Origin of the sequence: Enterobacter cloacae complex sp. ECL352 (assembly GCF_020149545.1) — a bacterium.
Taxonomy (GTDB): domain Bacteria; phylum Pseudomonadota; class Gammaproteobacteria; order Enterobacterales; family Enterobacteriaceae; genus Enterobacter; species Enterobacter asburiae_B.
Genome location: NZ_CP083709.1, coordinates 4,373,701 through 4,394,082, shown reverse-complemented (window position 1 = coordinate 4,394,082; position 20,382 = coordinate 4,373,701). Strand labels below are relative to the sequence as shown.

Sequence of the window (20,382 nt, the reverse complement as noted above, 5' to 3'; positions counted from 1 at the left end):
TATCATCGAACTCCGAGTTGAGAACTGGAAACAACGGCATTACCGCCAGTGTTGTTGTAAACGACCATTCCAGAGCCGTTCCCAGTAAGCCCTCTGTCAACAATCTGTTGCAGTAGTTGGTTAGTCTTGTTCGTGTTTTTGGCAACCTCTGAATTGTCGCTGCCATTTTCTATTGCTGGGGTTTTACGTGAACCCTGCATTTCCGCGTACTGCTCTTTAGCGCTTAGCGCAGGAACTCCGTAAATCTGCTGGTATTTTTCATTAACCCTTCCTGGATATGCGATGTTCTCGGCACTACCACGCCTGACTCCGCCGTTGTAATACCGCAATGCTTCCTCCAGATCACCACCAGCATTTTTGTTAGCCCAGTTCATCCCGTCACGCAGAACTCTTGCCCCAGCCATGATGTTATCGTGAGGATCGAATGGCTTTTCTCCCGGCTTGAAGTTGTCTGGCATAACTTGCATTAACCCTTTAGCACCGGCTTTGGAAACAGCATTCTGATCCCATGACGATTCCGCAGCTGCAATGGACTTTAGCAACTTCGGATCAACGTTGTACTTTTTGGCAGCCTCGTCGAAATACTCGTCGTACGGTTTTGATTTTTGCTGTGCTTCATATCGCCTGTATCTATCATTCATGTTCTCAGAAGGGGATTTAGATGGATCATCAGCCAAAGGAGCCTCCCCCCCCATAAACTCACTCACGCTGGTTTTGCCGGTGAATAGGTCGATCACTCTGCCTATCGACTGACCTAGCCTGCGCAGGCAATCCATAAAATCATCAACATCTTTGGCGAAATCAGGGGATGCGAGATAATTTCCAAATTTCTCAATCCCCCCCGCCAGCCCGTCAATCCACTTACCGAGTTCTGGCGACTGCAGCACCGTATCAATGGCACCAGCCAGTGCATCAGAAAGTTTTCCTAGTTGAGGAGCTAGCGGGCCAAGTCCGACGACAAAAGCCTTATTAATACTCCTCTCGCTAAGATCAACTTGATTAATGAAATCAGTCCATTTTCTGTTTTGCTCGTCGGTGATATTTAACCTTTCTGCATCTTTCTTCGCCCGGCGCTCCATCGCATCGATTTCTTCATCGCTCATATTTTTAAAGCGATTCAGGTCATCCAGGCTGAAGAAGTTCGTCAGGCCGTAGGCGTTTGCTCCCTGCAGGGTGCTGCCGTTTTTGACAAAGATGTCTCGCGCATTGCGAATCATCTGCGGCAGGAGCTTAGCCGGGTCCTGGTCAGGGTTGTTGATCCCCATAGCCTGGAATGTCCAGCGCTTTGACAGATCCATCTGGCTGTCGCGGATAGCGCCCAGAGTACCCGTAGGATTCCCTATTGCCCTTCTGTAATTTATTTCAGCAGCGCTTAGTTGCCCGGCTGATGTACCTATTCCAAGGGAGGTGAATCGCTGCTGCGATGCGCCAGCCGCCAGGCGGTTAAGCCCGAAAAGACCGCCGACTCCCAGCACGCCAGTGAACAGGCCGACGATACCACCCCATGACAACAGACTTGTGGTGGCATCCCTGATGTGCCCGGCCAGCGACTTCGCGTCCTTCGTTGCTTCACTCAAAAACCCTTTTGACGAGCGGGTTTTCTTGTTGAAGTCTTCCTGGCTTTTGTTCGCCCGGTCGAGGCTGTCGGTAAGCCGCTCAAGCCCGCTATTTATCGACAGAATCGCGCTTGCCCCCTCAGAAAAAGCTTTAGCCAGTAGGTCGCCCTCTGTTTTCGCTTTCGCCGTCTCTTTGGTGGCATCAGTGGCACCATGCGCCAGCCCGCGCCATGCTTCAGGGAGTTCCTCTAATGCAGCCTGATATTCTTTGAACTTCTCCATAAACGCGACAAACTTGTCGTCATTTACGTCAATATCGACAATAGACTTAGCCACCATTGAAGGAACCCCTGTCTTTTAGCGCGGAAATAATGTAACGCTGGCGGTACTGCGCCGGGCTGGCGAACTCTTCGCCGGTAATTTCCCTGATCACCCGCCAGAAACCCTCGTTAGACGCCCAGTCTAGGAGGGTATGTATGACGTTTCCGGCTGGGCACTCTGGGTCTGGATATCGGTAGGCGGATTCGACGTCAGCAACGAATCGCGGAACGCCGTAACGCTCAATGATTCGAGTTGCCCACCGAACATGCCGATCACTGATCCCACTGTCGGCGCTATCAGCTGTGCTTTCTGAATGGCAGAGGAAACCATAAAAAAAACCACCTCACCTTCAACTTCGCGGTATTCGTCAGGGGAGATAATCCCCTGCTTCATCGCGGCGTCGAATGATGTTGTTTTCCAGGTTCCGCCGTCATTCCAGACCACAGATGTAAGGCGCTGGATCTCATCAACGATATTTGGCCCGTGCTGCCCGTTATCAGCATTGAGCTCCTGCTCGCGCTTGAGCTTTTTGCGGAGCATCATTGCGGCGACACGCGCCGCGCCAAGGCCGCCGACCTGCGAGATGAAGTTGGTAAAGAGGTTGCCCAGTAACAGGCAGTGCTCCTCCACCACCTCATACGGGAACGGGGTCACATGCAGGTACACGATTGACCCGTCTTCCCGGGTGATGTTTGTTACCAGGTTGAGCTTTTTGTCAATTTTCACAATCAGACCCACATATTATCGTTAGCCAGGATATAACCGCTGATGGTCACCACGTACCCGGCATCCATGCCGGTAAACGGCAGTTCGTTGAAGTTCACCAGATAAGCATTCAGCACGGTGAAATTGCTGAGCGTGTTCGCATCCGGGGTGATCACCACCTCGCCAAGTGCCGTATCGGTGGCGAAGCGGTTTTTGTAGCTGTCGCTCAGGCCCTGCGTGCGCAGCAGATGGACGGTGACGGTCACCTGCTGATATGGCGCCTGGCTGCCTACAGTGCCGGTCAGCGTCGGGATAATGTCCGTCGCCGGGCCATCAGGACGCATGCTGATGGCGTCCTTGCCAAGGTAAGAGGCGGTGATATTCAGCGCTGGCACGTCAGTTACCGACACCGCGCCGCGTACACGATTGAGGAATCCCTGCGGTACTAATGGGTTTGCCATTTTTTACGCCCCTACAAAGTTGGTTACGTTCACGTTAAACGTGATGGATTCGAAGCCGCGGCGTGGCGTCATCACGGCGCTCAGGCCAGCGTATTTGCCATCGGCGTAATCGGACGGATTCAGGCTGGTGTAATTCGCAAACGGCACGGCGTTGATCACCGCGTTGCCGGCATACGTGCCTTTCTCGTACTCGGTATTGAAATCCTGCTGCGTCAGGCCGGTACCAATCACTCGGCCGAGGATCAGACCGTAACTGATGCCGTTGCGCAGCGTCTTCAGCGCGCGACGCTGCAGGCGGTCGATGCCGTTCTGCTCGTAGTACAGCGGGTTAACAGTTGTGTTTGACCCGTTGATGATTTCGTTGGCCAGGTCGAGCTCAAGGTTGATTGCAGTCCACGCCACTGAATACCAGTAGTTGAACGGATTGCCGTCCAGCATGTGGCCTGCTACCAGCATTTTGTTGCTCAGCCCACCTTCCGCGGCGGTGCCGACGTAGTTGATGCTGTTGTCCTGGAGCTGCTTCAGCAGCGTTCCATTGCCTTCTACCGGGTATTCTGTAACCCCGTAACCAAAGCGGTACGCCATTGGCGGAACCATGTTTGACGAGCCAGGGTCGTTTGCCAGAGAGGACTGGAACCACGCGGCCATGGAAAACTCGCCCGCAGGGATGTTTGGGGATTCGACACCCGCAAACACGGATTTGTTTTTGGTGGAGACCCAATCCGGATAGGCGGCGATCGTGGTGGTGACGAAGAAATACACCAGTGACGCTGGACTGGTGTACAGACCCGTCAGGGTTTTAAACGTCGGCTCGCCATCCCATTCACGCGGCACCAGGTACGAGAAGAATTTCTGGTAGGTGTTACCCAGAGAAATGTCTTCATCGATGAAGTCAGCCAGTGCAGCCACAGCAGCAGCAACAGACACATCACCCAACTCCAGCACATAGACCGCGCGGGTAGTTCCCTGGGGCCAGAACGTGGTGTTCATCTCGATGATTTCGTTTGCCGCTACGGTTTTCACCGTACCCATAACTGTTGCCGTGCCAGGGTCTGTCGCCAGCGGGTAAGTGAAGGCGGTAGCAGTGGTCGCGGTGGCTGTGACGGCGCGGTTATACGCTGTCGGGGTAACGCCAGATACAACCAGCGGAATAGTGTCACCAACTGTCCACCCATGCGCTGCTGACAGGGTCACGGTGACCACGCCAGTTGCCCAGGCGATTGTTGAAATGGTCTTTGCCGGCGAGGTAATAGCCTTCAGATCGTCTTTGGTCGTCAGGAGCTGATACTCTCCTGCCGCCAGGGTGGTTCCGCCCATGGAGATCATTGCGCCGGATTTGAGCAGCTGAGAGGGCTTCGGTGGGTTGGTCACCGAGACGTTAATGTTAACAATTGACATTTATTTATTTCTCCGGGTAAATGGACGGAATCGCTGACGTGATCAGCTTGCGCGCGACGTTCCGCATACGCTGCTGGTAATAGTTGACTTTGAACTTGATGGTTTTTCTCATGGCTATGATGTTCAGCTCGTTCTGCGTGACGCGCTCGTCCTGAACAACCGGTATGTTCATCACACCCATTTCCGCGTCGTCGCCGAGCGTGTACTGCTGTACGTACCTCAGGAAATCTTCCACTCCGGCATTACGCAGCCCAGTGATGGATATCGTCACATCCTCGGAAACCAGCTGATACTGGTTCTGCTGCTCATCGAGGTAAAAGCTCCCGGCGATCGGCGCTGTGTTGCTACATTTCACCGTTGCATACGGCGGTGAAAGGTTCTGCGTCGACAGCATGGCCGGGAACATCGGCATGTACTGGCTCAGCGTCAGCCATACCGGCAATGAGCTCGAAACCACAACGTCCGACAGGTCGATATCGTCGGCTGAGTTGATGATCTGCGATCGCATGTAGGGGAAGATTGCCTCCCCTGTGTAGTGGTAGAGGTTGGCCTGTTCGTTCAGCCCGGTGCGCCGGGAGAAAGAAAACTGGATGCCGAAGAACTCGCCGATATACAGGACATCAGATCCGATATCGTTGAACGGGTCGATGTCCGCCTGCGCAGTAAACGTCACGACGTTCCTGTCGTAGAGCTGCTCGTCGTCCTGGATGGTTTCGGTCGTCAGGTGCAGATAACCCTTAACATCAACCGTATCGGGCTCACTGCTGGGGTCGTCAGACAGAACAGAAGCCTTCACCCAGAATACGAACCCGTCGAGGGGCAGCACCTTGCGGATATATTTCGTGAACGTGACCACCTGAAAGCGGCTCAGGTCGTCAAGACCCTGCGTCAGCGTGGCGTTAAGCTCAGTTTTTGCAGTCTGCTGCAACTCACTCAGGGAAGGCATTCAGCACCCCGCTCACCCAGGCGCACATCGCCCCTTGGTAGGTTCCGGTATCAATGAATGAAGGGCGAGGTTTCGGCCCTTTTCCGCTCTTGAATCGCTTCGAAATACCCTCCAGCGCGCGCTTCGTTGGCACTCCAGGCAATCCGTTCATTTCGGCGTTGTCGAGGAATCCGACGAACAGGTCATGGATCTGTGACATTGATTGTCGAAAAGGGTCACTCTGTGGCGGGAAGCCTGCAATCAAGTTTTCCAGTTGTTCCGCCATGTCCTTTGCCATCAAATCAGCGATGTCGTTGCTGTACCTGTCGAAAAACGTCTGCATGATCTGGTACTTTTCCTCCAGATACTCGGCGACGTCTCCTGTTGTGGTGTTTTCGTCCTCATACGGGACGTCAATCACTCCCAGGTGGAAGGTGATCATGACAGCCCCCACAGGCTGCCGAACTGCTGGGCAATCATCAGGTACCGGCGGCCCCATGGATCCTGCAACATCTGCAGGTCAGCCAGCGACAGGTCTTTGAAGAAGTCCGGAACCAGGCGCTGAGCGCTGGTTGAGTTATCCCCGGCACCAGTAATTACGCCAGCCTTGAAATTGTTCAGGCCATACTCTTTCCTGAAATCAGCAAATACCGATTCGGTACCGTAGTTAACCAGGAAAGACGCGCCCAGGTTGTACACGGCTACGGTGTACAGGTTCGGCGTGACGCACGCGATATCAGGGTTTACCCACTCAACCGCGCCGCCATACGCCAGGGTGAAAGACGGCGAGTCGTCGGGAACCTGCGCGGCGGTCAAGCCCATGTCAGTTCGAACGAATTCGATGAATCCCGACAGGCTCGTTGTCATTTTTTCTTGCTCCCGGATTTTTCAGTCACGATTGTTTCGTTAACCGTTGGGGTGTCTTCGCTGTCTTCGCGGCCTTTCGCCTGCTCCGCGCTGACTTCCATCTCGCCGGAATAGCCGGTACCGCTGTCACGCAGCGCGCTATCCAGAGCTGCTACGGATGCCTGGCGGCGCCCATGGGCGCCACGGGTCAGGTGAATATCGTTATCGCGGATTGCTTTTTCGATTACCGACGCTGATACAGGCTTGTTCAGGCTGTAGCACAGGCCGACAAACGCCTGGCTCTGGTCGATTTTGGTTGAGTCAACCAGACCATAAACCTGGTGGTGCTGCACCACTGCATCAACTTCATCAGTTGAGCCATCCAGCACCATCATTTGATCGCCGTGGTTAATCGGGATCTGAATAAGGCGGCCGGTCTCCAGCTTGCGATAGGCGAAAATCTGGCGCTGCTTGGTGGTGTTAGCGATATAGAGTTTCATTGGTTACTCCTCATTGACCGTTAATGTCTGGTGTCCATCTTCGTACTTGGTGTATGTCATTCCAGGTTTAATGGAGTGGGCCCAGGAAACTTCATCGCTTTTGAATTGATGTTCCTCACCAAACTTGCCGGTAATAACGCAGGCTTCTTTTGTCATGAAGACTGACTGAATGTCGCACTGAGTAATGATTTTCACTGGTTACCCTCGTAAAAAAGCCCCTGCTGAGTTTCCCCGGCAGAGGCTTAACCACTTCAAAGAATGGATCAGGCGCTGTACGCCATGGACAGGATGGTGATTGCTTCCGGACGAACTGCCCAGCCTGCGGTAGAGCGCATTTCGGACAGAACATCAATGGCGCCACCGGCGATCGGCGTCGGAATTTCACGCGGCGCCGCCATGTCGGTGAACATCAGCGCGTTCGCGGCAAGAGACGGGGTCAGCTTGGCGAATTCGTTGGTGTTCACAGTCGAGTTGACCATCGGAACCTCAACCTCAGGGATGGTGATCACCACCGCGTCGGTACCGCCAGCGCCTGCGCCGATCAGGGTGTCGTCATACACCCAGTCAACCTGGACGTTTGCGCCTTTCAGCACTTCTTTCACAGTGCCGCCGACGGTGTCAGTACCGCCACCAGGACGCTGGTAAGAAGTCAGCTGGACGATCTGCTGAATCTCCATGGCGCCGAGGACGCGCTGCGGCCCCAGGATAACGACGCGCTGCTGGCGGCCCAGCTGCATGGTGCGGGTCAGTGCGGCCTGTACGTGACCCAGCAGATATACCGCCATCTGGCCGTGGTCATAGGTCAGCACAGTTGTGTTGCCGTTGCTGTCCGGTGGCAGGGACTCAGTAGTCGCGCCAGCGGTGTTCAGCAAGCCTTCACCGCCGGCAGGGTTCATGCCGTACAGCAGAGCAGAGCGCAGCTGCTGGAAAATGCCCTGACGCATGCCCAGGCGCTGAGCTTCCGGAAGTGCAAAGTTCCAGTTACCGGCAGCGGCCATGTCATGGTGATCGTAGATACCACGGCAGCGGAACAGGTAGGTTGGGGTTGAAATCATCTTCGCATCCAGCGCCACGCTCGGCAGCTGGTTACCGTTACCGGACTGGCTGGAAGTGGTCTGGGTGCGGATGTCCAGACGGCGCATGTAGACATACTGGTCGCCTACGCCGAGACGGACTTGCGGGTTACCGCTGGCGATGGTTTCAAACGCACCTGATGCCTGCTGGTAACCAATGATCATCTCCGGCGCGATATACGACGGATTGACGATGGTGTAGCTGGGGGTAATTGCAGCCATTTAATTCAACTCCCGATTAAAGTAAGACCAGCGCGCAGCTGTCGGTGTTATTCCAGGTCAGGAAACCAGTCGCGCTGTCATAGCTGACAGTCTTGGAGTTGCCTGATTCGATGGCGAGCACTTTTACCGGCAGCGTGATGTCGGAAAGCGTAACTGCGCCGATGGTGCCCTGCGTGGTTGCAGCGCCGCCTGGTGCAGTTGCCGGGGCGTAGGTGAAGGTTGTTGAGCTTGGAACAGACAGCACTACCACAGTGCCGTTGTACGCCGCAGGAGCGACGCCGCTGATTTTCACGTATTGTCCAGCAGTAAGGCCGTGTTCCGATGCGGCGGTGGCCGTAGCCACGCCAGAGGCATAGGTCACAGCGGTTGTCGCGATGTCAGCACCAGAGAAACCGGCCGCCGCCGCGGTGGTGATCTGGTTGTTCACAAAATCCCATGCCAGCGGAGTTTTCACTGACGCGCCGGAGGTACCCAGCGCGACAACCTGCGCAGAAGCTTTCAGCGGCACGCGCATGTTAGAGCCCAGGCGGTAGTACGAAACGCTCATGCCTGATGCGTACAGCGGAACCGGTGACTGAGGCGTGGTCAGGCCGTTGTGAGCCTGATTGAAGACGGTGAAACCTTCCAGTTCGGCAACAGACACAGCGCGACGGATGATTGAGCCGCGCGGACTTGAGCTGGTACCAGGCAGAAGCTCAGCAACCGGCAGACCGCCCCACAGTGGTTTGGTTTCCGTTGCCGCCACGGTGCCCGCCGCCAGATTGAAGCGGTTAGCTGGGTCATCGAGCGCCACACCCTGAATATAACCGTCGGACTGCACGCCGAAGGAACCCAGCGCGTTCGTGGTTGCCATCGGGTTAAGAGATAAGTTAGCCATGCTTGAGAGCTCCCGTTAAGCCTGGTTGTTGAAACTGGTGACCTGACGCTTGCCGGACTGGAACGGAGCCCAGGTGGCAGCAGGATCGCCTTCGAAGGTGCTGATCTGGCGACCGGTCGCATCAGCGCGTTTAATTTCGCGCAGCATGCCAGGTCCAACAGACAGGCTTGCCGATTTCTGCGCGTCGGCGTAAATCGTCTTCTCTGCCACGCTCAGCAGGGCTGAGTCAGCGATGGAGGACAGGTCGACGGATTTGAAGTCAGGCGAATGCTCCTGCAGCTGGATCATCAGGCGGCGGCGATATGCCAGCGGCTTTTCACCAGACAGCGGCACCGGCGCGCGCTTGCCAAAGCAAGAGAACACGCTATCGGCCTTCACCTGTGCATCGGCTACTTCGTTACGCTCTTCATCGCTCAACTCGGTTGGGATGCGGGAGCGCAGGTCGGCGATCTCCTGGCGCAGCTGAGAGTCAGCCTTTTCTTTCGCCATGCGTTCGGCCTCTTCCGCGTCGGCCTTCTCTTTGGCTTCGGCGTCTGCTTTTTCCTTCGCGGCTTTCTCTTCCGCGTCAGCTTTGGCTTTCGCCTCTTCGGCCTCTTTTGCCTCAGCATCAGCCTTTTCTTTCTTGGCTGCTTCTTCGGCATCGGCCTTGGCTTTACGGTCTGCTTCTTCTGAGTCAGCCTTAGCCATGCGTGCGTCAATCGCCTTATTGATTAGCGCTACGATTTTTTCCTCGTCCATCTTTTCAGCCTCGTTTGGAATGGAATCAGATTTAACACCAGTAGGGGCAAGGAGCTTGTCCCATACGCCCTGTTCACAAATTGCAACGTGGTCGAGCAATACCGGGGAACCTTCCACCAATAGAGGCTGACCGTCGATTTTGATGATTGAGTCCTGCGTTTCGCTGTACGTGACGGTTGGCGAGGTGCTCAGCTGCCGTGTCGCCATAATTTCGGCGGCTTCAGCGTCGTACACCCGTCCAATAGTCCAGACCTCGCCATTATCAGCAACCCAACTGTTCGTCAGGGTTCCGATAACACGCTTCGCAAATTCATCGCTATCGAGCTTGTTTTTCTCCGGGTGCAGCCAGATAAGCGGTACACCGGCAACTCGCTGGAGAAACTCTGGGGTGAGATAGTCGTCCGGGTTACGGAAGGCCATCTGTTGATCTGCAGAGCGCCAGGTAACCCCTGTTCCGGTTACCCGGATGGCGAACATCCACATGTTGATAAAGAATTGCGGGCTGCTTAGCGTCCCGTCAGCGATGAGCGCGGCCACCTCGGTTTCATTGAGCGCCTGCTGCGCCAGCATCTCAGCGAAGGGCTGATGAAGCGGTTTTGGCAGATCGTCAATGTGGAACCATCCGGCGGCCAGCGATTCGTCGTTAAGCTTCGCCTCGAACCTCTCCGGCACCTCGGCGCGAAACGTCAGATAATCGCCGTATACGCTGTGCGGGGTCAGCGGGCCATCGTACTGATAGCCCACCTCTTCCAGCACCTCGCGGCGCGCGGCATCAATGGGCAGCTCGCCCGGCTCTACCGTGCCGCCAGGCGGGCACCACGTACCATCATCCGAACGCTGGATCAGGAAGGCGTACTTACCCTGACGGAACATTATCCCGCTGCCAAAAATAGCCACGTTTTAATGCTCCTATGCTGCTTTCTTCATCGACTCCATGAACTTCTGCCCCTTCTGGGTCAGCATGTATTCAGGAATGCTTCGGAGGTTGTAGATGTAGGTCACATAGCACTGGCAAAAAACCTCTTCGCCAGGCTGCGTGATTTCGTCGAGGTAACCGGCAGGACCGGCTTTCACGTACCCGTTTTTTTGCGCCCAGTTCCCGCGAATCAGGTAATACAGCTGATCGCGTTCCTTGTGGTCCTCGCGGAAGTCATACCCCGGCCGCCGCCAGTGGCTGTGCCATATCGCTGCAATCGCGTTGTTGCTCGTTGCGATCACGTTGTCGATGTTGGCTATCAGCTTATGGTTCTGGTCGATCATCACCCGGCGCGCTTCATAATCCACCTTCTCAGCGGCCTTCTGAATATGCGCTGCAGTCTCCCGCATCGTTCCCTGAATGCCGGTCAGTGCAATGCTGTCGACTGAGGGAATGCTGCTGGCCCAGCCGCTAAACCGCGACAATGTGGTGTCGATGGCTTTTTTGCGGTTGAGATGGATAAGGTCGGCGCTGGCGAGGATCCGCCTGTCGAGTTCCGTCCGCAGCTTCGGCTCAAGGTAGTTGAGCGTAAAACGGGATATGCCATGGTGGCGCTTCAGCGCGCCAGCACGCCCCACCTGCAGGTCGTATGCTTTCGTCAGGTTGCGGGTGACCATTGCCATGTAGTCATCGGCGGTTTCGCTTTCAGCGGCCTGGCGGATAATAGCCTGCCAGCGCTCCAGCTCTTCCCGGGATGAGTAGCCGTTGCGGAGAAAGAACTTCACCGCGTCTCTCACTGTTCGGGTGAAAGTGTTCATAGCATCATCCCGCCGCCCGGCTCTTCAGCTTTCGGCGGCTCCGGCGGTGGGTTATCTTTCAGCGAGTCGTAATCGAGGTTAAGCCGCTGAGGGAATAGGTTCTCGTTGGCGTTGGCGTTTTCACACGCCCACTCGATCAGCGTTGCGCGGTTTTCCGGGTCCGCCGTGAGCTGCGGAAGCACCGTTTCCAGCATGCTGACGATAGCCTTAAAGCGTATCTCGTCGACCTTCACCTTCTCGCTTTCCGGCTCTTTCAGGGAGGACGGCCAGCGATATTCGAAGTTGTTTATCCAGCTCGCGAAATACACGCTATAGGTGTTTTTCAGCTCCGGGATGTCAGCACGCAGCGACTGGAAGAATTCAATGCTCCAGGCGCGGTACTGGCACACACGGATGAAGAACGCGTAAAGCGGGTCAAGCCACTCCCGGATGTTGTCGATGTACACCGCCACGGCGCGGGCATCTTCAGTGCCTTCGCCGAAGCCCTGGGCGAACGTCTCAGAGTTGAGGATGATCGCCGGCATATCAGCGGCGGCGGCTATGTTCTCCAGAATATGCTTACGCGCAGAGTCGAGAGGTTTTTCAAGGTTGCTCAGGTCTATCGACTCAATACCATCCTGCGGTCCAATCTGCAGGACCTCGCCAGTTTTGCCTCGCTTCAGCAGCATGCGCTTGAATCCACCCAGCGCCTGCATAACTTTGTTAACAACCGCGCCAGCGCCTGCAATTTTGGTAATTAGCAGTCCGCCTTTAACCGCTACCATGTCATCAGTGCGCATGGTCTGAATAAAGGATTTTAACGGGAAAAGCGCACGCTGATACACGCTGCGACCGGTGAACCCGAACGCTGCAGGGTTGTAAGCGAGATAAATTGGATCTTCGTTCTGCGCGACTATGCAGCGAGATTTGTGATACGGCTTGCACGCCACCCGGATGCCGTCGACTTTCTGGAAGTCCTGGGCGTTCGGGTCCTGATTCAGCACGATGCTTCCCGCGGTGTTCAGCGGGTCCAGGATGTTAAAGCTGACGTTGTGCTTGTACAGCGTGCGGTAGTCCAGCGATTCATTCGGCTCCTGGTTATCCACCAGCATTGCAATCGCAGAGACGCCGTAAATACGGGCGATGCGCGCGGCGTTGGCGATGTGCTGATTAGCACCCATCGTTTTCCATTCGCGTTCGAACGCGTCTCGCAGGCGCCGCTCAAGTCCATAGGACTGGGCAACATGCACGGTGCGCGGCTCATTCATCGCCATTTTAATCGGGCGATCCACCATCTTGCCGCCCAGGGGGTGGAAGAGATAAATCGTCTTGCAGGCCTGATACCCAGCAGAGGATCCTGGCTGAATATCGTCGCTGTCCAGCAATGCCATCAACTCGGGAGAGCAGCTGCCGATTTCGAAATCGTCTTCGTTCATTGGTTCTCTCGTCAGATTGCGTCGCCGCTGCCGAAGGCGATGATCAGCCCGTAGGTGTAATCATCGAGCAGGTCATCGGCGCGCTTATGCGCTTTCTTGTCGGCAAGGTGGAATCGGGAAACCTGCTTATGCAGATGGTTTGCTGTCTCGCCCTTGAAGACGGCTGTCTTCTCGTAGGCGTGTCGTGATATTTTCGCCAGGCCGCGGTAGTGGTAACCGGAGGCCATAATGGCGCGCTCGTCCTTTCCTTTGCTGGTCAGAGCGGACTCAATTTTGTTGACCGGCCATCCCAGGCTTTCGCCTTTCTGCAGGAGGATGCTGCCCATGCTGGCGTCTTCGATGAACACGCCGAGGCTGCCGTTGATGGCAACGCACTGACCGGAAAGCTCGTTGAGTCGGTCGAATACCGACGGCATCCACGTTTCCAGCAGCGCGCCGTCAATCTGCACCACATCCCAGTCGAGAATGGTGAGGCGCTGAATGCCGGGCCGGGTGTCGACGGCGTAATACACCACTGCCGTACCGTCATGTTCTGAACCACCTTTGACGGCGGTATCCATGACAGCGAAGACGGCCTGGCACATTTCAGGGTAATCGACAGGCTGATCCTGATTCTCACCCTCGAACCATTTGCGGACGTCGAACAGCGAAGCGGCGGACCAGTCGACGAACTCGGCCAGGAACTCCTGGCGGAATACGCGCGGGTCAGTTTTTTCCCTCTGCTGCTCCAACTCCTCCGGCGGAACGAATGGGTTTGAAGATGTCGGCGCGTGGTGCTCGATAAAGCCCAGCGATTTATCGTGACAGATGGCGTAGAAGAAGTTCTCTTCGTCCACCCCGTCAGGAGTTGAAAACACGTAGGCCCGGCCTTTCGTCGTCAGTAGCGTTGGCTTAATCGACTTCGGCCAGATCTCCTTCAACATCTCAGCCGACTTGGTAAAAGCAGCCTCGTCTATCAGGACCACTTCGTACTCACGACCACGGCCCGCCAGTTTGTTGTCGTTGGTGACCCAGAAGTCAATCTTCCCGCCGTTCTTCAGCAGGATTCGCTTTTCGCTGCGACTGGAGCTTTTAATGATTGGCTGAAGAACTTCGACCAACTTGTCGAATATCTCCTGATACTGGCGATACTCAGCGGTGAAGATACCGACGCGTCCGCCCAGTTCAATATCCATGCCCGGGCGTTTAAATTTGCTGGTCGCATATGATACGGCAGCGCTGACGAGCATGAAGGTTTTTCCCCAGCGACGACCGCAGCGCACAGCGTTAAGTCGCTCACCCCAGGAATCAGACCAGACCTTTAACTGCCCGTCATGCAGCGTCGGGAGGTAAATGTCGGCCATATCATCTTCCTGGTATCGGCAGGGTGTTGTGAACGACGATCGCGTTGTCTTTGTCGCCATCCTTCATGATGTCGATTTCCATTTCCACTTTCTCAGTGGCGCGTTCGCGGTAGGCAGCATCGACCTGAAGCTTCGCTATTGAGCCTTTGGTGTACTCCAGCGACTCGATGCGCTGCGTGTTCCGGTGCATGGCCTTTTCAGCAGAGGAAATCAGCGAGTGGAGCTCTTTCGCCTTTTCGTCCGTTGCCAGCTCCAGCTCAGCCTGCCAGCGCCCGATGTTCTCCGCCGCCGTCAGGTTCGCCGCGCGCAGCCAGAACAACTCATCGTCGAGCGTGAGCAGCTTTGCGTCTTCGGTGATTGCGTCAGACAGGAGCATCCTACGACCGTAGCCGCCGTGCTTCAGTGCATTCTGGTTGCCCGGCTGGAATGCATTCGTCGGCGGTGCAGTGCGGGATCCGCGCATCGGTTTCGCGTCTCGGGAATTTTTGGCGCTGCCTGTTTCACGGTCGGATTTTTTCACCTTCCCGGATTTACTGGCCTCACCCTTTCCCTTCTGCGAATTCGCACCTTTTTTCGCAGCTTCTTTCTGCGATTTCGCACCATACGACGTTACTTTGATGTAGCGTTTCGCAGATGCGTAATTCAGTCCCTGAGCCTGGCACCAGTCTTTGGGGGAAATACCTGTTTTTGCATGCTCGGCGAGGAACTGGTCTTGCAGTGCTCCCCAGTCCGGTTTTGCCATAATACTTACCTCACGTTGACATTATCGAAGCCCCTCAGTGAAGGGCTCCTGTAATGCCTGCTCAGTCTTTCAGGAACTCTTTCGTGTTGACTGCAATTTCCCCGGTAAAGAGCACTGCACTGGTGCAATCAACGATGACCGATGCGTGAGGATTGGCGTTTTCGTTCAGCCATTGGATCAGCGGCTTTGCTGCTGCTTCAAAACTGGCCTGGTCATAACGCGGTGCATTGCTTTGTTCTTTTTCCACTTTCTCATCCTCATTGTTAAATCCCCGCTACTGCGAGGCTCGTTGTTCTTCTATCTGCCTAATGGCATCAATCTGGCCGTTGCAGTTCTCAATCGAAAGCAGTAGTGCTTAGCCACTTACGGCTTACCCGTCAGCAAGATGTGATCACCATCCTTGCGGGGTTACACAGATCATTATCAAGCCCACCCGCAGATGAGCTTTGTAATGGAAAGCCGTTGTGAAAGTGGCTCTCAAAACCACAAATCTGTGGTTATGCGGCCAGGCGGTGCTGTTATTCAATCAGCACTGAGTATTCATCCCAGTCAGGGACATTATCCTCAGAGCAGCCGATATGTTCCGCAATGGATTTCTTATCATAACTGGCTATATATTCGTCTTTATCATGCTCTTGAAAGCCTTGCGGATAACATATCCATACTCTGTCATCTACCACCACGGTTACGCAGGGAGACATAAAAAGCTCGTCATAAATCCTTTTAGCGTGCTTCAAACCCAAGCCAAAGGCGAAATCTATTGCTTCATCAGGCCATTCAGCACTTACCATCCCCGCCCGCATGGTATTAAGTAGTTCCAATTGATAAAAGTAAGAGTCCGCCAACTCAGAGATGCCATCAATTTTTGCCTCTGCTGCCTCCTCGGCCTCATGGGTGGCAATTGATTTCATGACTTCTTTTATGCAATTAACTGCATCATCGAAGCTAATACGAAACCACTCTCCCACCACCCTGTGTTTAGATAGTTTTGCATGGCATTCGATCTCAACCTTTGGGTAAAGGTGGAATGCTTCGGATATGAATGTGTTGCCTGAAATAAACCCGCCCTGTGTTTGGATTGCTTTTACTCGCTGGTTTGGCCGGAAGCTCCTTCCTATCTTTACCAAATCCTCGTTCTGCACAGCGTATACATGACCTTTCATCGTATTTCCTTTCTGTGGTGTGAGCCTGCTCGCGTAGACATGGGCAGCCGAGAGCGGAACGATGAAATCCACCGCCCTGTCTCAGGCTCACACTACGGAAAGCTCTCTATGGAACGCACGCGAGTGCGCATAAAAAAGCCCCGCTATTGCGAGGCTGTTATTTGAGGCACTGCTCTTTGATGTAGTCCTGCAGATAACCGACCTGCTTCGTCACTGTGGCGATTCGCTCTCTGAGGGTGAAATAATCCCGTTCAGCGGAGTCAGTAAGTCGGGGGCCGGTAGCATCGACCATGCCGCCGGAGCTGGTCGCTCCGTTCGAGGGGCATTTTGCGTTGATGCGCAACCCACACTTGCCATTGCTAACGCAACGCTGCAGATCATCAAGTTGCTTTTTCGCATCGGACAATTCCTTCGTATATTTGGCATCCAGCACAGCCACATCTCGCTGGCGCACCTGCATATCTTTGATGGTGGCGTTAGCCGTGCTGAGATTCTTGGCGGCTTTGTCTCGCTGGTCTTTGTAGGTGATGGCGTTGTCGCGGTACCGGTTTACGAAGAACGCCAGCACGCCGATTAACGCCACCACCAGCAGCTGCAACCAGTAACGTTTGACCATATCGCCAATCATGACAGGAACAGAGCCCGCTCTGCCTCCCGGCGACGGGTGAGCCCATTCAGGACTTTACCACCAGCTTTATTCCAGCGCAGGAACTCATCGGCAGCGCCAGCGTAATCACCGGCGTTGAGTTTTCGCAGGAGAGTCGATGTCGACAATGACCTGGCGCCGAGGTTATACGTGAACGACACCAGAGCATCGAATTGCCCCTGAGTCAGGTCAACTTTGACCAGGCGGGACACGTCACTTTCGTATCTGACCAGTCCAGTCTTCAGCAGACGCTCTGCCGTTTCCTGCTTAATCGTCATCCCGGCGCGGATTGGTTTGCCGTCGACAGGCTTGGTCCAGCCATAGCCGATCGTCCACACTCCGACGCTGTCCTGATACGCGGTGAGCTTGCAACCTTCGAACTGCTTGATCAGGGCAATTCCTTTATCACTGGTTTGCATTCTTCATCCCCGTCAGACGTTCCCAGAAGTACGTCAGTGCCACGGAGCCCATCGCCCCGCTGATGCCAGACGTAACCAGAATCATGTAAAGGCTCAACCCGCTTTCAACGCTGATCAGTCCACCAATGAGACCGGTAAATCCGGACACTGCGATTTGCGCCAGTGCGTTGATCCAACTCCAGGTGGCTTTGTTCTGCTTAACGTCAATAAGGTATCGGACCAGGCCGCCCCAGCATGACAGAGCAAGGACAATCAGCCATGACACTCCGGCAATGCTTTCTTTATCTTGCATACGTTTAGCCATATCACCTCCGAAAGAACGGGGTGCTGTTTGTAGTAAGGGATCAGGCCCTAGGGACAATTTAACAAGTAGGCGTGTCGATGATGGTTCCCGGAACCTGAAAATAAAAAAGCCCGCGACAGGCGGGCAATATGGGGGTAAGGCAATGCCGGCTCGTTGGCCGAAGGGTCCCAGGCAGTGGGTTTGGTTTGTGGTGTTGCTGGGCGGCGATGACGCCTGTACGCATTTGTTAGGCCGGTTCTGCTTCCGGCACTCGCTTAATTCACCACAACGGAAAGAGCGCTGGTAATCTGTAGCGGGTGGTTAGTCGCGCGCGCCGACGTGACGCGCGGCCCATTCCAGCATGGTCAGCGCTTTTTCCTGTTGTGCAGATACGAAAAAGCCCAAGGCGTTAACCTCGGGCTTGAATTCTTTGTGTCGACAATCAAAGCTATGGCGACGATATCAGATTTACATGAAATATATGCGTTTCAGTTCGGTTTTGCAAGAGTTGCGTGCGAATTTGTCGCCTTTTGTTGTGAACGTGATCGCGTTACTGAGATAAGCGCACCGCTATCGAGTCGCTTAAAGCTGTTACGCATAGCCATCCAGTGAGGCAGATAGGTTTCTGTCCAAGTGGATTTCGCAACGCCAGCCAGTTCTGCCAGCGCCTGATATTCGTACGTCTCACGCCCTGCCAGATCCGCTTTGACGTCCTGCGCCGCCAGCCAGATAAGCTTTTTCAGACGCTCCATCGTCTTGCCGGCCACCCTCTTCGCGCCGAGCTGCTCCCGGAACTCTGCCCACGCCCACTGAGTGATCGCCACCTGGTACTCGAAGCGGATATTCTCGCTGTAGTTCCACAGCAGCCATGCTTTCTGATGGTCTTCCAGTGACAGGACAGCGCGGCGCCACGATGCGGTCACGAACTCAACCGGGCCCACCAGCGCGATGGATGAGCCCTTTGCGCGGGACTGGCTACCGCTCATCGGCGGACCATCCGGATTGACCATGCGCTGCTTATCCTTGTCGAATACCTTTTTCCGTCCCCGGCTGCGCGCCGTCGCTGTGAATTGCGCATTTTCGGCGAAAGCTACCAGCTGCCCTTTCGTCGCCCCGCTGAGGTCTGCGGTCGCCACAATGAGCTGCTGACGTACGTATTCCAGTTGCTGACTGTTCATGCGGCTTCCTTATGTGGCTGGTTGGTTTTGGTCTGGCTGTGCTTTGCTACTGGCGGCATGCTGGCGCGCTTAACGCTTTCTGCCTGGTACCGGATAATCTGGTCACGTGTCATTCATCCACCCTCTCGTTCTGCCAGAGAGGAAGTGGTGACTTATCCCCGGCGCGGCGAATGCGTGACTTGGCGTTCTTCTCAATCTGAATGAGCTTCTCGATATTCTGACGGCGCTGCTTTTCTTCCCGGCGGAGATATTTCACGCTTTCCCAGTAGCGAGACTCCTGGTCGCAAAGTGTCATCAGGTAGTCGAATGGATCGATTAGCGTTTCGCATTTCCGGCAGCGTAGCGTTCGCTCTTTTCCGTTTATCGATACAGCAGAGTGCAGACACATGACCTTTTGGCCTTCGCGCTGAATGACCAGCCCATCCTGCAGGTCGTTATTCTTTGACGGGAAAGCGACAACCTTGCCCAGTTCAATTTCGGTTTCTGTGCTCATGCGGCCTCCCGCTGTTTCAGTGCTTTGAGCTTGGCGCGGTACTCATCGCGGATCCGGATGAAGTCTTCCCGGCGGTAGTTGGTCATTTCATGGGGCCCGTTGAGCCAGTCGACGTAATCCTGCCCGTAACGAGCTACCAGGCCCGCTTCGTATTGCTGCGCGACCGTCGCCTCTTTGGCGGTGTACTTTCCGGCTCCGGCATTACACGACTTGCACTGCTTATGGGCGTTGCGCTCTTCAAAGCGCAGTTCAGGGTTAGCACCGACTGTTTTGAAGTGGCCGCAGTCCCACTGGCCGCCATGCAGATCGGGAGGATTAGCCTCACCGCAGCTGATGCATGGCAAATCGGCATCACGCGCGCGGATGTAGGCATTGAATGCCTGCTGAGCCTGCGCTTTGTAGTAACCGGCAGGCCGTAGCTCTGCCAGACGTTCCTTGCGGCGTTTGCGCCCGGCCTTCTCTGCCTCTTTCTGTTCACTGATGCGCTTAGCGGCCTCTTTGACCTTCTGCTTTGCCATCAACTCCAGCGCGTAGATGGCGCCATGCTCAGGGCAGCACCACCAGACGTTGTCGAAGGTGGCGGTGAACTTCTCTTTGCATATCTTGCAGGTGCGACGGGTAGATTTACGCATGACCTCTCCTTGCCGCGAGACGCAGCCATTTCTGATCCACCAGGCGGGCGGTGTAGTCTTTCAGTGTCGGGATGTCGGACGGCTTAACCGCGGGCTTACGCTGGCGGCGTGCCGGAACGCGGAAGATTTCGTTGGAGATGACGCGTGCGAGAGGACTACCCACGGGAAGCCCTCCATTCTTGCGCCCAGGCAATGCGCTTACTGGACGCTTCGGAGAACTTCACGCCGCGGTCGGTACCGAACCAGTAAATCGCCTCGATCACATCGACCATGTAGCGCTTGCTGGATTTGGATGTACGGACGCCGAAATAAACGCGGCCGCCGTTGATGCCCGGCGCGGATTTCTGTTCCTGGTCCTGGGTCTGATTCACCAGAACGGTGATGAGGTCTTTCCATTCTTCACGGGTAAGCTTTTCTCCGTGCCAGACTACTTGGTCAGACAGGTCTTTCAGTAACGGCCACATTAGACGGTTTTGCTTGTCGGTGCGGGTCTCTTCCCGGGCCTCGACCACCATCGGCGCATGAGGGTTTACCGGCAGTGTGCGGATGAATGCTATGAGGTTGTCTTTAACGGTGTCGTTAACGATGCAGTAGTGCTGCTTCATGCGCCACCTCCTAGAGGTAACGCAGAATGCAGAAAATCGCAGGTGCATTTCTGCATCTGTGACAAGGTGAGGTGTTCAGATTGTGGTCGCATTTAAGTCCCCTTAAA

At 55.2% G+C, this 20,382-nt stretch carries 27 protein-coding genes; all 27 read right to left on the bottom strand.

Annotation, left to right across the window (positions count from 1 at the left end):
• Positions 1-2: 2 nt before the first annotated feature.
• The 27 genes from LBF07_RS21725 to LBF07_RS21590 all read right to left on the bottom strand — a co-directional run bounded on the left by LBF07_RS21725 (position 3) and on the right by LBF07_RS21590 (position 20,275).
• Positions 3-1,895, bottom strand: a complete 1,893-nt coding sequence (locus LBF07_RS21725) for a lytic transglycosylase domain-containing protein (protein ID WP_224435085.1) — start codon at positions 1,893-1,895, stop codon at positions 3-5.
• Between the two features lie 123 nt (positions 1,896-2,018).
• A complete protein-coding gene (locus tag LBF07_RS21720) occupies positions 2,019-2,603 on the bottom strand; it encodes a hypothetical protein (protein ID WP_224435084.1) in 585 nt (194 codons plus the stop codon).
• A gap of 2 nt (positions 2,604-2,605) precedes the next feature.
• Entirely contained in the window at positions 2,606-3,043 is a 438-nt protein-coding gene (locus LBF07_RS21715; protein WP_023327272.1) for a hypothetical protein, read from the bottom strand.
• 3 nt (positions 3,044-3,046) lie between these two features.
• On the bottom strand, positions 3,047-4,441 hold the full coding sequence (locus LBF07_RS21710) for a hypothetical protein (RefSeq protein WP_224435083.1): 1,395 nt from the start codon (positions 4,439-4,441) through the stop codon (positions 3,047-3,049).
• 4 nt (positions 4,442-4,445) lie between these two features.
• Complete coding sequence (locus tag LBF07_RS21705; RefSeq protein ID WP_224435082.1) at positions 4,446-5,387, bottom strand: hypothetical protein; 942 nt, start codon at positions 5,385-5,387, stop codon at positions 4,446-4,448.
• Positions 5,371-5,808, bottom strand: coding sequence for a hypothetical protein (locus LBF07_RS21700; RefSeq protein ID WP_152403250.1), 438 nt, complete (start codon positions 5,806-5,808; stop codon positions 5,371-5,373). Before LBF07_RS21700 ends, LBF07_RS21705 begins: the two co-directional genes overlap by 17 nt.
• A complete protein-coding gene (locus LBF07_RS21695; RefSeq protein ID WP_214576137.1) occupies positions 5,805-6,233 on the bottom strand; it encodes a hypothetical protein in 429 nt (142 codons plus the stop codon). Before LBF07_RS21695 ends, LBF07_RS21700 begins: the two co-directional genes overlap by 4 nt.
• Complete coding sequence (locus tag LBF07_RS21690) at positions 6,230-6,712, bottom strand: hypothetical protein (protein ID WP_224435081.1); 483 nt, start codon at positions 6,710-6,712, stop codon at positions 6,230-6,232. Before LBF07_RS21690 ends, LBF07_RS21695 begins: the two co-directional genes overlap by 4 nt.
• A gap of 3 nt (positions 6,713-6,715) precedes the next feature.
• On the bottom strand, positions 6,716-6,907 hold the full coding sequence (locus LBF07_RS21685; RefSeq protein WP_196390285.1) for a hypothetical protein: 192 nt from the start codon (positions 6,905-6,907) through the stop codon (positions 6,716-6,718).
• 68 nt (positions 6,908-6,975) lie between these two features.
• Positions 6,976-8,007, bottom strand: a complete 1,032-nt coding sequence (locus LBF07_RS21680; protein ID WP_045407450.1) for a hypothetical protein — start codon at positions 8,005-8,007, stop codon at positions 6,976-6,978.
• A gap of 16 nt (positions 8,008-8,023) precedes the next feature.
• Positions 8,024-8,884 carry a hypothetical protein gene (locus tag LBF07_RS21675; protein WP_224435080.1) on the bottom strand — a complete coding sequence of 287 codons (861 nt, stop codon included), beginning with the start codon at positions 8,882-8,884 and terminating at the stop codon, positions 8,024-8,026.
• A 15-nt stretch (positions 8,885-8,899) separates the two neighbouring features.
• Positions 8,900-10,519: an NUDIX domain-containing protein gene (locus tag LBF07_RS21670; RefSeq protein WP_224435079.1), complete on the bottom strand. Its 1,620-nt coding sequence runs from the start codon at positions 10,517-10,519 to the stop codon at positions 8,900-8,902.
• A gap of 12 nt (positions 10,520-10,531) precedes the next feature.
• The gene (locus LBF07_RS21665) at positions 10,532-11,356 is read right to left on the bottom strand and encodes a hypothetical protein (protein WP_094934636.1); all 825 of its coding nucleotides are present in this window, start codon (positions 11,354-11,356) and stop codon (positions 10,532-10,534) included.
• Positions 11,353-12,771, bottom strand: a complete 1,419-nt coding sequence (locus LBF07_RS21660) for an anti-CBASS protein Acb1 family protein (protein ID WP_224435078.1) — start codon at positions 12,769-12,771, stop codon at positions 11,353-11,355. Before LBF07_RS21660 ends, LBF07_RS21665 begins: the two co-directional genes overlap by 4 nt.
• An 11-nt stretch (positions 12,772-12,782) precedes the next feature.
• Entirely contained in the window at positions 12,783-14,114 is a 1,332-nt protein-coding gene (locus LBF07_RS21655) for a terminase large subunit domain-containing protein (protein ID WP_094934638.1), read from the bottom strand.
• 1 nt (position 14,115) lies between these two features.
• A complete protein-coding gene (locus LBF07_RS21650; protein ID WP_224435077.1) occupies positions 14,116-14,856 on the bottom strand; it encodes a hypothetical protein in 741 nt (246 codons plus the stop codon).
• A gap of 61 nt (positions 14,857-14,917) precedes the next feature.
• On the bottom strand, positions 14,918-15,103 hold the full coding sequence (locus LBF07_RS21645) for a hypothetical protein (RefSeq protein ID WP_094934640.1): 186 nt from the start codon (positions 15,101-15,103) through the stop codon (positions 14,918-14,920).
• A gap of 271 nt (positions 15,104-15,374) precedes the next feature.
• The gene (locus LBF07_RS21640; RefSeq protein ID WP_224435076.1) at positions 15,375-16,019 is read right to left on the bottom strand and encodes a GIY-YIG nuclease family protein; all 645 of its coding nucleotides are present in this window, start codon (positions 16,017-16,019) and stop codon (positions 15,375-15,377) included.
• Positions 16,020-16,176: 157 nt separating this feature from the next.
• Positions 16,177-16,647: a lysis protein gene (locus LBF07_RS24640; protein ID WP_253164850.1), complete on the bottom strand. Its 471-nt coding sequence runs from the start codon at positions 16,645-16,647 to the stop codon at positions 16,177-16,179.
• Entirely contained in the window at positions 16,644-17,084 is a 441-nt protein-coding gene (locus LBF07_RS21625) for a lysozyme (protein WP_224435073.1), read from the bottom strand. The genes LBF07_RS24640 and LBF07_RS21625 overlap by 4 nt, the downstream gene beginning before the upstream one ends.
• Positions 17,071-17,376 (bottom strand): phage holin family protein, encoded by a 306-nt coding sequence (locus LBF07_RS21620; RefSeq protein WP_122008274.1) that lies wholly within the window; start codon positions 17,374-17,376, stop codon positions 17,071-17,073. The genes LBF07_RS21625 and LBF07_RS21620 overlap by 14 nt, the downstream gene beginning before the upstream one ends.
• Positions 17,377-17,855: 479 nt before the next feature.
• Positions 17,856-18,545 carry a bacteriophage antitermination protein Q gene (locus LBF07_RS21615; protein WP_224435072.1) on the bottom strand — a complete coding sequence of 230 codons (690 nt, stop codon included), beginning with the start codon at positions 18,543-18,545 and terminating at the stop codon, positions 17,856-17,858.
• On the bottom strand, positions 18,542-18,658 hold the full coding sequence (locus LBF07_RS21610) for a hypothetical protein (protein ID WP_110820177.1): 117 nt from the start codon (positions 18,656-18,658) through the stop codon (positions 18,542-18,544). Before LBF07_RS21610 ends, LBF07_RS21615 begins: the two co-directional genes overlap by 4 nt.
• The gene (locus LBF07_RS21605) at positions 18,655-19,038 is read right to left on the bottom strand and encodes a hypothetical protein (protein WP_078310011.1); all 384 of its coding nucleotides are present in this window, start codon (positions 19,036-19,038) and stop codon (positions 18,655-18,657) included. Before LBF07_RS21605 ends, LBF07_RS21610 begins: the two co-directional genes overlap by 4 nt.
• Entirely contained in the window at positions 19,035-19,670 is a 636-nt protein-coding gene (locus tag LBF07_RS21600; protein WP_224435071.1) for a recombination protein NinG, read from the bottom strand. Before LBF07_RS21600 ends, LBF07_RS21605 begins: the two co-directional genes overlap by 4 nt.
• Positions 19,663-19,833: a NinE family protein gene (locus tag LBF07_RS21595; protein WP_224435070.1), complete on the bottom strand. Its 171-nt coding sequence runs from the start codon at positions 19,831-19,833 to the stop codon at positions 19,663-19,665. Before LBF07_RS21595 ends, LBF07_RS21600 begins: the two co-directional genes overlap by 8 nt.
• Positions 19,826-20,275 (bottom strand): recombination protein NinB, encoded by a 450-nt coding sequence (locus tag LBF07_RS21590; RefSeq protein WP_112777770.1) that lies wholly within the window; start codon positions 20,273-20,275, stop codon positions 19,826-19,828. The genes LBF07_RS21595 and LBF07_RS21590 overlap by 8 nt, the downstream gene beginning before the upstream one ends.
• Positions 20,276-20,382 lie beyond the last annotated feature (107 nt).

Coding starts and splice junctions, on each gene's coding strand:
- LBF07_RS21725 (WP_224435085.1), bottom strand. CDS start 1,895: ATGGTGGCTAAGTCTATTGTCGATATTGACGTAAATGACGACAAGTTT.
- LBF07_RS21715 (WP_023327272.1), bottom strand. CDS start 3,043: ATGGCAAACCCATTAGTACCGCAGGGATTCCTCAATCGTGTACGCGGC.
- LBF07_RS21710 (WP_224435083.1), bottom strand. CDS start 4,441: ATGTCAATTGTTAACATTAACGTCTCGGTGACCAACCCACCGAAGCCC.
- LBF07_RS21705 (WP_224435082.1), bottom strand. CDS start 5,387: ATGCCTTCCCTGAGTGAGTTGCAGCAGACTGCAAAAACTGAGCTTAAC.
- LBF07_RS21700 (WP_152403250.1), bottom strand. CDS start 5,808: ATGATCACCTTCCACCTGGGAGTGATTGACGTCCCGTATGAGGACGAA.
- LBF07_RS21695 (WP_214576137.1), bottom strand. CDS start 6,233: ATGACAACGAGCCTGTCGGGATTCATCGAATTCGTTCGAACTGACATG.
- LBF07_RS21690 (WP_224435081.1), bottom strand. CDS start 6,712: ATGAAACTCTATATCGCTAACACCACCAAGCAGCGCCAGATTTTCGCC.
- LBF07_RS21680 (WP_045407450.1), bottom strand. CDS start 8,007: ATGGCTGCAATTACCCCCAGCTACACCATCGTCAATCCGTCGTATATC.
- LBF07_RS21675 (WP_224435080.1), bottom strand. CDS start 8,884: ATGGCTAACTTATCTCTTAACCCGATGGCAACCACGAACGCGCTGGGT.
- LBF07_RS21665 (WP_094934636.1), bottom strand. CDS start 11,356: ATGAACACTTTCACCCGAACAGTGAGAGACGCGGTGAAGTTCTTTCTC.
- LBF07_RS21660 (WP_224435078.1), bottom strand. CDS start 12,771: ATGAACGAAGACGATTTCGAAATCGGCAGCTGCTCTCCCGAGTTGATG.
- LBF07_RS21655 (WP_094934638.1), bottom strand. CDS start 14,114: ATGGCCGACATTTACCTCCCGACGCTGCATGACGGGCAGTTAAAGGTC.
- LBF07_RS21650 (WP_224435077.1), bottom strand. CDS start 14,856: ATGGCAAAACCGGACTGGGGAGCACTGCAAGACCAGTTCCTCGCCGAG.
- LBF07_RS21640 (WP_224435076.1), bottom strand. CDS start 16,019: ATGAAAGGTCATGTATACGCTGTGCAGAACGAGGATTTGGTAAAGATA.
- LBF07_RS24640 (WP_253164850.1), bottom strand. CDS start 16,647: ATGATTGGCGATATGGTCAAACGTTACTGGTTGCAGCTGCTGGTGGTG.
- LBF07_RS21625 (WP_224435073.1), bottom strand. CDS start 17,084: ATGCAAACCAGTGATAAAGGAATTGCCCTGATCAAGCAGTTCGAAGGT.
- LBF07_RS21620 (WP_122008274.1), bottom strand. CDS start 17,376: ATGCAAGATAAAGAAAGCATTGCCGGAGTGTCATGGCTGATTGTCCTT.
- LBF07_RS21615 (WP_224435072.1), bottom strand. CDS start 18,545: ATGAACAGTCAGCAACTGGAATACGTACGTCAGCAGCTCATTGTGGCG.
- LBF07_RS21610 (WP_110820177.1), bottom strand. CDS start 18,658: ATGACACGTGACCAGATTATCCGGTACCAGGCAGAAAGCGTTAAGCGC.
- LBF07_RS21605 (WP_078310011.1), bottom strand. CDS start 19,038: ATGAGCACAGAAACCGAAATTGAACTGGGCAAGGTTGTCGCTTTCCCG.
- LBF07_RS21600 (WP_224435071.1), bottom strand. CDS start 19,670: ATGCGTAAATCTACCCGTCGCACCTGCAAGATATGCAAAGAGAAGTTC.
- LBF07_RS21590 (WP_112777770.1), bottom strand. CDS start 20,275: ATGAAGCAGCACTACTGCATCGTTAACGACACCGTTAAAGACAACCTC.